Consider the following 13,596-nt stretch of genomic DNA (forward strand, 5'->3'; position numbering starts at 1 on the left):
GAGGCAGCTTAAGAACACAGCTGCCTCGAATTTAGTATAGGGGGAAGTAATCGACTAAAGACTTAACGCATCATTGCATTTTAATTCCAAAGTACAGTGATTTTTCCTGTTGTGATAACAGTTCTTTTAAAATTGCCTTAATTTTTGCCGTTCCGTCATCTTCAATTTTATTATTTATATTATCTGTAACATTTTGACTATTACTACCCACGATTGGCAATATTCCCGCAAATGTCCATTGCTGGGTATAAGCCGGGTACATATCGTTAATCACTACATTACTTAAGGCTGCACTTCCCGTATTTTTTACCATAATCCGATAAATTAAACATTGATTGGGCTTTAAATTTTCATTTTGTACCGTATAGGTCGCATTTATCACTCCCGAAACATTTGCCATACTGCAATTTTCAACTTTGAATTGCGATTTCAGAATTTTTAACTGATTCGGACTGACGGTAATCAAGTCTGTATTACTTAAATCTACTAATGATATTTCTTTCCCCGTATTGTCCGGCTTAGCAATTAACTTAACTTGACTGCTCATACCATTGGTTACAGTTAAGGGTGCTTCAACCTTAATTAATAAAGTCACTGATTTATTGGGTTCAATCATATTGCTTAATTCAGTCTCTGTCCCGGATAGCAATGTATCACTCGCATCTAGCGTATCATTGCCATTTTGATCCAAAAATAAGCTATACAAGAAGCCATCAGTACGATTGATTGGGTTAAGACTGACCTTCACTTTGCTTTCATTTTCCACCCCATAATTGGTCAAACGGTGCAAAAACACATAAGTCCCCCCAATCCCTACCTGGGCACTTTGGTCATTGCTTAACTCCAATACACGCTTTTTGGTTTGTGGAATGACTGCATCAAGAATAATGTCAGCCAAACCTGACTGAAGTGACTCTATCGCAAACCAGATATTTGTTTTAGCCGAAACAGAGGGATAAATGGTCACGACTGCGCAGACTTGTGCTGTGGTATTTGCCGTAACATTCAGTTGAGTAATTTGCTGACTATTTACACCTGTTTTACACTGCGCAAGATCCGCTTTATAAAATTCAATTTTTAAACCAACAGTAAAGGGCGTAATACTATTTTTAACCAAGCTCGAATACTCGCCGGTCCCCAGGGTTGGCTCAACTTTGCTACTGGATGCATACAGTTGATAATCCTGCGCTAAATTTCCGTAATTTTGAATATTGAGCGGGAAGTAAACTTTGGTGTTACTGTCTGCTTTTTGGGTCCAGAGTGGTGTAGCACCTGTTCTACCCTCTTTTCCAATAATCAACATACCCGCACCCGTTGCTGCTACATCGGCTGCAGGGGCATTGCTGATGTTATTGGATAAATCACTTTTGGCCGAAATCAATGTTTTCACGGTTGAAGTATTATTTTCAGGAATCAGATCCTGCATCTTCATGGTTTCAATAATGGCTGTATTTTCTACAAAACCCGCACTTGTAGTATCGGTATCTGTGACTTTTAAATTTTTAACCGTAAAACGGTATTTCGCATTGGCAGGAATATCACCCAAACTTAAACCACTTCCTGCGGTACTACTAAATAGTGCAGTCAGTGCATTGGCCTCTGTCCAGGTCGAAGGACAGGCCTTACTGGTACCATCGGTCAAATCTTCACAGATCAGACTGGTCTGATTGGCAGCATCACCGGTCGTCACTCTGAGTAAATTTTTAAATTTATCTCGCAGAACCACACCATCTGCCTGCACGGCTGTATTGTTGGTAATATCCAGTTTATAAGAAATCAGGTTATCTTTTTGAACCACCGATTCTGGGGTCAAAGTTTTGACGACCCCTAAATCAATATCATCTTCTTGGATCTTGAGATCAAACTTAACATCTGCAGTGACATTACCGCAGGTAGTCAAATTGGTGGAAATAGCTTTACTGTTAGCATCCAGCGCAAATTCAAACGGTAGATTGATATCCGTATTGGTTTGGGTATTACCAAAAATTTTAATCACCAAATCATTCACCTGAACTCCTTTGGTATAATCCAGGGTAGCGTTATAGACTGGGGTATAATTAAAGGTCACTTTGTCTGGGTTTGTGGTCACCAAACTATCTGCGGGACTCAATTCAACCAAGCCCGATGCAGTTTGCTTGTATAATCTGTAATTTGTGCCATATATCGCTTTAGTCTGAGCATAGCCTGTTGGATATTCAATTTTAAATTGCAGGGTAGGCATATCGCTCTGACTTAAAATTTGTCCAACAATATTAAAAGGTACAGAATGGGTCTTCCCTGTTGCATTCTCACCCTCATAAAAACGCCCCGAAGCAGCACCAAATTCGACTGCAGGTTTTAAACCCAATTGAATATCATCAATAAAGTTGCCCAGGGTTGCATTTGAACCAAATTTTGTCGCATCAAAAATAAATTGATATATCCCACTCACTACATTTACTTTCGCTTTCGCTCCAGTAGAATTCGCATTTTTCCATTCAAATAAACTCGTAACCGTCTGACTCGCTCCGATGGTTTGATTTGCAGTGAAACTAAAACGGTCAGCTGAAACCTTTCCGATATAAAATGTGGTTTGCTCGTTTAGATCCGAACGGGCAGCATGCCTAAAATTCCAGGAAAATTCTTCATCTTTAAATAAACAAACAGTTTGATACAGCGCTGATCTTGCACTGGCGTTTAACTCTGCATATTGATTGATTACAGGAGAAGTATTCGCTGTATTCCAGGCTGTATAAGTTGTAGCTGCTGCTCCTCTTCCTCGCCAAATTTCTATCAGTTTTGGACTAGGATGAGTGGTTAACCAACCTTCAACCACACTTTCATTAAATTGGTTCGTCCCAGGGTTTGATGAAACACCGGGTTGATTAAAACTTAAATTGACGAAGCTGCGCTGAATTTTAACTTTACTGGTATCTGCTGCAGTATCTGCCGCATTGACCTCAGCCACACCGCCGAGCAATAAAACTGTAGACGTCAAAACATGAGGTAAATATCGCTTGATCATAATGTTATTTCACCTGCACTTTTTGCTGTTTTGACTCTAGTTGTAAATCTTGCCACTGTGGTAGATATTTAATTTCAAGCCCATGTGCATTCGCAACCTGCAGAATAACCCGCCGGCTTTTGGCTTCAGCTATTTTCATCTCTATATCGGTTTGAAAATCAACTGCACCCTTGACTTCAGTCGTAATATTTGCAATATCCATACCCTGCAAGACCAGATAATCTTGCACTGCCTGAACACGGCGCTCTGCCAGCTGAATGTTATAGCTCGGGCTTGCATAACGATCGGTATAACCCTTTAAAGTAACAGACAATTGCGGATATTGATTCCCCAGAATCCCCCATTGTTGCAGCACCGTTTTACTCGCTGGGCTTAGGTCTGCACTGTCCCGGGCAAAATGTACAATATTATTGATCTTTAAACTATTAGACTGTTGAATAGGTGATACTTTGACTAAAGGCCAAAATTCGGAATTTACCCCCTGACAGCCCTCTCCATTGAGCTGCTGTAATGAAGGCAGATGCTCAGGATTCCACGTGATATCAGTATGCTGCAATCCTGTAGATTCAACCACCTGATATAAAGCCTGTTGCGCAGCATTAAAAGGTTCTTGTGCATGTCTCCCACCTAACTCGCAATATTCTGCTGCCGCCCAAACCAGCATCACTTCTGCATGTGCCAAACTTTCTGGCGCTTTATCAATGGCACCATGCTGTTTTAAGTACTCTACTTGCCACCATAAATCACGGCGCATCACTTGGGACACACTTAACACCGGAGTGGTTAAACTCAAATTTTTCTTGGACTGCAATCCATCGACAATGATTTGGGCTTGTTGCAAGGCTTCTTGCCCGGCAGCAGTTAAACTGCGCTCGGATTGTTGATTGACCGCATAACTTAACCACATTTTTGCTTTATAAGCATGATAGCGAGTCAGTGCATCTACATCAGTATATTGTTGCAAAGTATTGGATAAGGTATTCATTTGACGCTGAGCATCAGCAGATGAAAAGGGTTCAGCATAAACCAAGCTATTGCAAAAAAATAAACCTGTCAGCAGTATTGTAGCTAGTTTCATGTTCTATCGTCCCTGTTCTGGCTCTAAAGCAAAGTTTATTTTTGCCGAACGGCGACCAAACAGATTTTCATCAAACTTGAATCTGAATCTTAAATAAGCCCCTTCACCGGTTGAGCTGGTATTTGCCAGTTCATCATCTTGATAACCCAGAAAGTTATAACCTGCTGAAACCCAAAGATTGGTTGCAAGCAAATACCCCAATTCTGCTCCGACCAAATAACGCGTCCCTGCACCGCGGTTGGCCCATAAAGCACCTGCCTGTACACTCATATCCCAACGTTCATTGATGTCATAAATTACACGACCACTGAACAATTGCGTTAAAGCATTGCTAGAAATATGATCTTCATCGAGTTCAGACCATTTTGCCGCATATTGACCCGATAAAGTCAGACGGCGCTGTGGATGATAGTTAGTATGAATAGAAGTCACATAGGCTTCACGTTTGAATTCCGCTTCCAAATCAGTGGCATTATTTTCATAGTAATATTCAATTTTCGACAAGACATCGAGTTTATTTTGATCATAATCGCGCCACGCATAACCGAGCTGAAAACGGTTGCGTAAATGATCCCCCTGATCTGCTTGTTTATTATCGACAAAGTTCAGCGTGTTTTTAGTCAGTACGGTTGCGTCATCAGATAGCTTATAGGCATAACCAATGGTATTGATCAGAGTATCTGAAGTATCCGAACGGCGGCCTTCCAAACGGGTGGTCGCTTTCCAATTCTCATGAAGTAAATATTCAAGCCCAAGATTCAGTGCAGTGGCATCGTTCTTAGTATTGTCTTCATTTTTAGATAAAGACTGGATACGCTCAAAACTGCTACTGACATATACACGCGGTTTTAATTGCCAGCGGTTACGCAGTCCCAATACTGCTTCAGCTTCACGGTTACTGATGCCATCCGCAACACGATATTCACTAAATGCTAAACCATCTTTCATATAGTTACTGGAAATACCAAACACCGTGCTGTTGGTTTCTTCCGTGCTATTCATAGAATATAAACCATCAATCGCAGCAATCACCTCATGGCGGGCATAGACTTCTGTATTTGGCAGGACTTTAGCCGTTCCCCCTACAGACAAGACTTGTTTATCGGAATTAGATAAATCCTGTTCGTATTCAATAAAAGCCGATGCGCCTTTCCAAGGCAGATTACCGGTAAATTTGATACGCCCGGTGGTTCCATTATATGGACCCAGATTTTCTGTCGCTAAAGTTGCAGCAGCAGCGGTTTCATCATAATGACGCAGCCCTAACTCAACCGCGAGAATTTTAAAAAAATTACGTTCCAGACTGGCAGATAATCCGGTACGAACGCCGTTATTGTCTTGGTCTTCGGTACGAATGGCTTCAATACGTGCCAAACCCAGTTTTGCAATCGGTGCTGAAGCCTTGACACCACTTTCTTTACGCCCTGCACTAATGGTTGCTGCATCATTTTGGAAACCTTCTTCAGCTTGCTGGTGATAGGCACGCACATGGGCAAAGCTCGGCGCATATTCAAATTCTACCCGGGCAGCCGCACCTTGGTTTTTATCACGGGTTGAATCACTATTGATCTGAGTAACCTGATCTGCCGTTGAGTCGGTATTTTTAGACTGTGCTACTTCGGCAATTAATTTACCGTATTGCCCCACCTTCACCACGGCATTTAAACTGGCAATCTGTTCCTGATTTAATGGATAATTACTTTGCACAAATGAACCACCCATTTTCAGATGGCTTTTCATGGCATAACTAAAACTCATCCCACCGACTTGATATTCTTCACCAATTTCATCCGCTTCCACCGTAATACGAATAAAGTTTGGATTCAGGTCTTGATCCACGCTAGCGACAGCCTGTTTTAAATAAATGCTATTGCTATAGGTATCGACTTCATAATCGGTAAAACGGGTGAGGCTTTGTTTGGCAATAATCAAACCCGGATTATTACGATCTCGGGTCAGAATCTCGACTTTTTCACTATTGTCTAAAATAAGTTCATTTGAAATTGAACCGAGACTGTAGGGACCAGAAATACCCAGTGCACGATTTTCTGTGACCACTTGACGAGATTTGGTCTCGGCCACAAAAGCTGATGCTTGAAATTTATCGCCTTCATGTCCAACTTTAAGACCCGTCAATGAACGGTTGTATTGCCCTAAAGCAAGGCCTTCATCTTTCTCGGTACGGGTCACATAGTCGCCATACATCGCATATGAACGCCCTTTATCTAAGCGTACATACAATTTTCCGGTCGATTGGGCTTCAAAGCCTTTTGCCGCGGCATCACCATAAACAGGATAATATTCATCAGGTTGAATATCGCGAAACAGGCGTTGCTTGGAACTTTTATTCGAATCATAAGCCAGGGTTAAAAGGTAGTCCCCTTTGACTTTACCTTTAAGAAACATTGCAGTACGACCGGTCAATGAGGTGTCATTACCCCACTCGGCAATTTCATTCAGCTCATCTTCAAACCCGTCATTGCCATTCACACTATGCAACTGTGTGTTATCAAAATTATTAAAGTTAATTGAACCTTCAATTAAACCCACGGCAATCAGCGGACGTAAATCTGCCTGAAACTGAATGTCGATTTCTTGTTTGAGCAAACCACTGCTGACGCGTAGTTTTCCATGTGCAGGCGCATTCGGTGCAAGCACCGGAATAATCATCTCGCCGCCATCAATGAAGCTTTGAATGCCGGGTTCATTCGGATTTAAATCTTGAAGATCAATAATCCCGATATCACTTTCTAAAGTGATCGAGGTACGGGTGGCAACCCTGACGCCTTGTTTGTCTTGCAACTGAACTCGCAGTTGCATCACATCACGGCCATTGGCCATCACCGAGGCTTGCGGTTGCTGTAACTTCAGCTGATGAATTTCATCAGGAACAATAACCTGAATTTGTTGGCTTTCACGGACATTGCCAGCAAAATCCAGTTGTTCAGCACGAATGCTGTTTTTACCGGTTTTTAATGCCACTCCCACATATTCAACAGCTTGTTTACGTTGCTCATCTAGGATGGCTAATTTACCGCGTTGTTTATCTGCCACCACCATGTCATTGACTAAAATACGTTGGGTTGCACCTGCTGCACCTTGAACTTGAATCGTCGTTTGTGCATGAGGCAGAACCTGTCCTTCTGTTAAGTTTAAAATTTCTAAAGCGTTGTGGTCACTACGTTTTAAATATTCTTCAAGATTCACTAAAACAGGCATTTTTACGGGATCAATCAATAATTGCGGTTGTTTTTGTGCAGCAAAATCACCTCGATTAAGCAAGCAATTTTGATTATTGTCATTTGCCAAACAGCCTTGGGTATTTTCTGAACGGGTACTGCTTTCTAGATAGCTCGGTGCATCAATAGCAAGTTGCTTGTTAATTGCTTTTTCAAGATTTAAGTTACTGCTGTTAATTTTTTCCTGACGCTGTTTTATTGCATCCGTTAAGGGTGCAGAACATGTATCTGCCTGATCTGCTATTGCGAAATCGGCACGATGCAATTCGCCACGTTTGACATCGACAAAACGGCTGGATGGATCGCCTGCATTTCGGTTGGACTGGGTCAGTAACTCTACCCCGGCAGGTAAAGTCGTGCGGTCCATTTTAAGCACATGGGTTTTTGCTGACACGCCATAAAAGTCATATTTTCCTTCACGGTCTGTGATGATATAGCTGCCATCTTCCATATAGATACGGACACCCGGCACCCCCAACTCGCCTTTATCCTGTATGCCATTACGGTTACAGTCGCTATAGACTTTACCCACTACAAATGCATCGGCACTAAACACACCTGGACGGACTTTAACTTTGGCCTGTGCTTCATTCGAACTGAGACCAAAACCATCCACTGCACGAGCCCGGTTAATCCCATCCCCATTTAAAGCATTGGGTCCAACCAAAACACGGTATTCAATTTTAGTCCTGGCATTGACTGCGAGGTCGCCCAAACCCAGCGTTAAATAAGGACCTTTTCCGCCTTCAGGATCTGCAACCGGCTTGCCATCAATACGCATGGTATTCGGCACATAGCTAAAACCACGCGGCAAACTGTCTTGCAATTTGACATCACGTGCAAGTACATCGCCTTGATTACTCACGGTAATGCTGTAATTGGTGAAACCACCCAATTCGATACTGCTATCACGTGCAGTTTTTTGTACCATCAAACCCGATTGGCTTAATAGCGGATCAATCGGAATATCGATATTCAATGCCGGACTGCTGGACGCCAGGGTAAATACGCCACCATAAGAATATTGCGAATGTACCGCCATGCCGTTAAATGAACTTATCGGATAAAGCACCTGATCACTGACAAAACTATATTGATGAGTCGAAATTGTTGAGGTATCGACTAACAATTTATAGTTACCCAGAATCACTTGCGGATAAACAAACTCGCCTGTCGCAGATGTGACCTGTTTTGCAGGAATTGAACGTAAAGCCCCTGTGGTACGGTCAACTTCAAAAGCAACATTATTGCCTACAGGTTGATCATTTTCATCAACCAATATCACTGTTGCCCCAGCAACAGGTTTTTTGGTTTTTGCATCAAAAATAATGCCGTATGGATCAATCAATATCTGCGTTGAAATATCACTAATGGGTGTAATGGCTTGACCTTGCTCATCTACACATTCAACCAGACTTACTGTGACTTCATCACGTTTAACTGTTTGTAAAACAGCATCATTCAGATTTTTTTCTGCATTTTCTTCAGTCTCTAAACTAAATTGGAACAGCCCGGTATTTTCACCACTTTCCATGGCAGAAATAATGACCATATCATCCGTCAATTTAGACTGAATACGAATACGTAGCTGCTCTTTGCTAAAGCGATTGGCATTACAAAGCGCGACATTGGTTTTTAAATAAATCGGTTCATTAACCTTGCCGGTATACAAGCTGATTTTAAAATCATTTGTGGTGCTATCCAAAGTTGGCTGTCCCACGACCCTGGTTTCGACCCTATTGGATAAGGTTTTTTGATCCACTTGCCCTTTTTGATGCAGAACATAAGCTCCATTCACCAATGTGGTATAGCTAATGGTCGGTTGAGTTTTAAGCTTTAACTTAATCTCGCTTTTTTGACCGGCTGCAAACGGTTTTTTATAAGCAATTACGGCATGACCAATTTGGTTTTTATCCTGAGGTAAATGACTTGAATATTGTCCTTCTGCTAACTTATGCAAAACCAGTGTAGTAGAAACCGAATCTGACACTTGAATCTCTTCAAACACAGTATTTGCCGGCAAAGGATCTTCAACAAGCACCCATGATTGTTTCTGTCCATCGACCGTGACCGTTGCAGGAGATACCGGTAATGAAGCTGAGTTGGTTACCGTTAAAGTGTAATTCAGGGTTTGTGCCTGCTGATTTATGGTCAGCAGTGATTGGTCTACGGCTTTTTCTATTTTTAGTTTTGCTTCAAAGACCTGTACAGGGTCTTGCACTGTTTTTTGTTGTTGCGGTTCTTCACGAATTTGTGCCGTTAAAGGAAGCTCTAGCTTGGACTGATCGGGAGTGTGTAATGAGGCATCTGCCACTACCCATAAGTGTATGGTTTGATTGGGTTGTAATTGCAATCCATCTTTAATCAGGGTATCTGAAATATCCAAAACACCATCTTGATTGGCATCTAAATAGATTTTTAAATTTGATAAATGGTTAACAGGCTCGGTTTGAAAATCAAACCATGCCTGAGTATTACTGGTATTGGCCACCTGATTTAACCAGATGACTTTTGAACCTGCTTCTACTTGCTGGAGCTGATCTGGAAATAGTTCAAGACCATAAAACTTTGCAATTTCGACATTGACTGCATTGGATTGAGTTGTGCGCAGTAATTGCCCACCGTTCAAATCACTAACTTCAAAACTTGCATAAGCAATATTCTGAATCATTTGTCCAGCCATAGGCATCGCAGCATGACCGTGCTGTGCAAAGAGCAAAGCAGATGCAAGTGCGGACAAAGATAATGTCTCCACTTTTTTATTCATTGCTTTTTTCATTGCCACACCCCAAAACCAAAAATACGAAAATACGAAAATACAAATAATGAGAACGAACGAATCGAGTCCCCCCTTTCGAAAAAGGGAGGTGACGGATTTAGAAAGGGTTATGGCGTGGTTACGCCGCTGTCAATTTTCACAGCAAACTCTAAAGTTGCCGATGTTGCTGGAGTCAAGGTATCCACGGTATAACTCACCTGACCATTGGTTTGAATTGCAGACGCTGGCTTCAATGATCCTGTAAATAGCTTGGTATAACTTGGCACCATGTCGGAAATCACGATATTGGTTGCATTCGCATTACCATCATTGGTGGCTACAATTTTGTAGTACACACATTGTCCAGGTTTTGCCTGTAAATCAGTAGTGCCATAAACCGTTGGAACCGTTGCACACTCTGCTACAGCCTGAGTTTTTACCAAACGAACTTGACCCAAGTTGATCACAGTACGGTCAGTAACGATTATATCGGCAGGCTTATTAGTACCAGTCGGCTTAAAGGTCACAATGGTTGTATCCGACTCACCCGCAGTCGCAGTTGCAGGTGCTTCTACTTTGACCAAAATTGTGACTGATTCATTTTGTGATAAACCTGCACCATTGGTTTGTGCCAATAAAGCGGTTAAAGAAGCATTTCGTGCTGCTACAGTTGCGCCAGTCACCAATTCATTGGCATCAATCGTACCGTTTTTATTGAGATCAACATAAACTGAAGTATTCATGCCCAGTAACGTAGAAGACCAATTAATTTCAATTGGATACTTTGTTTCACCTTCAAGTACATTACCTGTATTGGTTAAGGTATGGCTGTATACCAAAGTACCGCCTGGTGCAACCTGACCTTGACGATCTGGACTGAAGGTTAACTGGCGTTGTTCTGCAACTTTCACATTAAAGGTAATATCATCATTCGTCCCTGTAGCAGGTGAAGAAATTTCGACTTTAATATCTTTTCCAGTCACTGTATCTGCAGGCGTTCCAGCAGGTGGAGTCACAATTAAACAGAAACTTTTTGCAGCCCCATTCGCAATATTTCCAGAGTTTGTAACTTTGGTTGCTGTACAGTTACCACTCACGTCCTTTTCATAGACTTCTGCGATCCAGCCAGTCGGAATATTCGGAACAGTAATGATATAGTTATCTGGAATATTGCCAGTATTTTTGATTGTAATATCGAAAGTAGTTGGGGTTGCTGGCGGAGTAGTTGCACTACTTACTGGTGTAGATGTACCAGCACCTATACCAAGATCTGTAGTTGGGGTTTTGCTAACCAAATCCACGGCATTGGCGAGTAAACTTGAAACAACTAAAGTGAGCCTATCCGTTCCTTTGTTCGCATCAGAAGTGCTGGTTAAAATAATTTGATTATTACTAACCACTGCACCATTCTGGAAAGTCACGCGAACGATATACTTTTCGTATGCACCAGCTGCAATCGGGCCAGTATTATTTGAAGTTACAGGAGTTTTACCATCAACTTTTAGTATTTCAACAATACTTCCTGCTGGTAAATTGGTTTTATCTACAGATAAGGTATAAGAATCGGTTGTATTACCGCGGTTATGTACAACAATCATGTCCCCTTCAGTTGCACTATCACCAAATACAACTGGTACACCTTGCTTACCTGCTAAAGTTATACGGTCATCAATAGGTGCACCAGGAATCGTTCCATCTTTAAAATTATTTAATATAGAGTCATTGATTGAACCATCATATTTTCCGGTCACAGTTACAATCGATGGATTCGATGGAACAGTAGTTGGATCAATAGGTGCTGTATCAGGAACATCCGTAATAATTAATGGAATATTTGGACCACCTGAAGGTCCAGTTTTACCATCAGGATCAACATACGCTGTATTTTTAATATCGCCAGCACTTGTTGTATCTAACACTTTAACTTTAAAAGTCAACTTGCCCGAGGTATTTGCAGCAACAGTATCAATGTTAAAAAGGAATTTATTTCCACTGACTTCAAATTTATCTGCAACATCTTTTGCATCAGTTAAAGCGACAGAACTACCATTATAACGTGCAGAACCAGCAACAAATTGAACAGTAGCTGGTAATACGTCAAAGATTGCAACATTGGTTGCTGAAGCATTACCCGTATTTTTGAAGGTTAAAGTATATTCAACTTCTTGACCTGCTTGAGTCACGCTTACACTTGCGGCTTTGGTAATTTGCATCACCGCGCCAGTGGTAATGGTCGTAGTGTCAATATTTGTTTTAGTTAAAGCTGACGCATCATATAACGTTGTAGATTGTGCAGTAGCAGATACTTGCAGCTTATCTAACTGGTTGGCTACTGCAGTACTAGGTGTAGTTGCTACTACAACCAAACCAACAGATTCACCCGCAGCCAGTTCAATTCGATCCGATGTTGTTAAAGCAATTTTACTGTCAGCAACGCCATCTTTATTGCGGTCAATATAAATTGCAAACTTGCCATTTTCAAAATCAAATGTGGTGGTTGCGTCATCTATATCGGTAAGTGAAATCGCAAATTTATCCGAGCCGTTACCGGTATTGGTTAAGATATGTGAAAAAGTTACCTGACCATTTGCTGTTGTCTGCGCAGCGCGGTTAGCTTCAAGTGTAAAACTGCCGACTTGAGCGACCAACGTTTTTACTTCATTGGACGTTACCACACGTTCTGTACCGGTATTATCAGTATAAGATGCAGTTGCAACGTTACTGATATTGGTACCGGCTAAAGGTGCAGCAGCCATCGCAGAACTACCCAGCAGCGATATTCCACCAATTACTGCCAGTGATGCAGCAATTTTACTTAATTGAAAATTATTTTTCATAAAGAACCTAACAATAAAGTCGATATTGACCAATTAAAAATTTTATTTAGATGTATTAACTTCGACTTGAGCAGAAACAATAATTTTCTGTTTTGGTTTTAACTCACTCACATTCCATTGCAAAACGCGATATTCAACCAGTGGGACATTTACTTTTTTGCCATTTTCCATACGTGTTAATGGCGCTTTAGCAAAACTTTTACCGTCTACGGACGCATAGGCATCTGTGGGTAAGCTTTGCCCTATGTAAGTTACATCGGTAGGAAGTGGAAGATTCAACTTTAAATTTTTCAGACTTTGACTAGATACATTTGAATATTCAACTTTGTAATCAAGCAATGCTTTTGGCTTTACTTGATCTGTTGTTTTTAATTCTTTTTTTACTTTTTGGTTTGCCTCTATCTGAAACACTTTCATATCAGCAACTAAAGCTTGGCTATTCGCGGAAGCATGTGTTGTAGACCCTGCTGTTAATAGCAGTGATAAAGGTATCAAAATCGTTTTTTTTTCGGATTTAATCATCATTGGATACAATTTTAAACATAATGTCATTGCATTCTTACATTAAAAAATAAATAAATAAAAAACATGACATATTTCACACTTTACGAATAAATACCAAAATTATCGTCTTTTTATTAAAAAAATTTGTATTTATTGACATTTTTTGTCATGAAATA

General features: G+C 41.0%; 5 protein-coding genes. All 5 read right to left on the reverse strand.

The genetic code is table 11. The features are described from left to right. Positions 1-70 precede the first annotated feature (70 nt). The 5 genes from ACP69Y_RS12580 to ACP69Y_RS12600 all read right to left on the reverse strand — a co-directional run bounded on the left by ACP69Y_RS12580 (position 71) and on the right by ACP69Y_RS12600 (position 13,468). Positions 71-3,004: a hypothetical protein gene (locus ACP69Y_RS12580; protein WP_425918709.1), complete on the reverse strand. Its 2,934-nt coding sequence runs from the start codon at positions 3,002-3,004 to the stop codon at positions 71-73. Between the two features lie 4 nt (positions 3,005-3,008). Continuing rightward, a complete protein-coding gene (locus ACP69Y_RS12585; RefSeq protein WP_425918710.1) occupies positions 3,009-4,082 on the reverse strand; it encodes an OmpA family protein in 1,074 nt (357 codons plus the stop codon). 3 nt (positions 4,083-4,085) lie between these two features. Next, the gene (locus tag ACP69Y_RS12590; RefSeq protein WP_425918711.1) at positions 4,086-10,100 is read right to left on the reverse strand and encodes an SdrD B-like domain-containing protein; all 6,015 of its coding nucleotides are present in this window, start codon (positions 10,098-10,100) and stop codon (positions 4,086-4,088) included. 107 nt (positions 10,101-10,207) lie between these two features. Then, positions 10,208-12,916, reverse strand: coding sequence for a DUF7619 domain-containing protein (locus ACP69Y_RS12595; RefSeq protein ID WP_425918713.1), 2,709 nt, complete (start codon positions 12,914-12,916; stop codon positions 10,208-10,210). 42 nt (positions 12,917-12,958) lie between these two features. Further along, on the reverse strand, positions 12,959-13,468 hold the full coding sequence (locus ACP69Y_RS12600) for a hypothetical protein (protein ID WP_425918714.1): 510 nt from the start codon (positions 13,466-13,468) through the stop codon (positions 12,959-12,961). Between the last annotated feature and the right edge of the window lie 128 nt (positions 13,469-13,596).

The organism is Acinetobacter sp. TSRC1-2 (assembly GCF_049895885.1).
Classification (GTDB): Bacteria; Pseudomonadota; Gammaproteobacteria; order Pseudomonadales; family Moraxellaceae; genus Acinetobacter.

Coding starts and splice junctions, on each gene's coding strand:
- ACP69Y_RS12580 (WP_425918709.1), bottom strand. CDS start 3,004: ATGATCAAGCGATATTTACCTCATGTTTTGACGTCTACAGTTTTATTG.
- ACP69Y_RS12585 (WP_425918710.1), bottom strand. CDS start 4,082: ATGAAACTAGCTACAATACTGCTGACAGGTTTATTTTTTTGCAATAGC.
- ACP69Y_RS12590 (WP_425918711.1), bottom strand. CDS start 10,100: ATGAAAAAAGCAATGAATAAAAAAGTGGAGACATTATCTTTGTCCGCA.
- ACP69Y_RS12595 (WP_425918713.1), bottom strand. CDS start 12,916: ATGAAAAATAATTTTCAATTAAGTAAAATTGCTGCATCACTGGCAGTA.
- ACP69Y_RS12600 (WP_425918714.1), bottom strand. CDS start 13,468: ATGACATTATGTTTAAAATTGTATCCAATGATGATTAAATCCGAAAAA.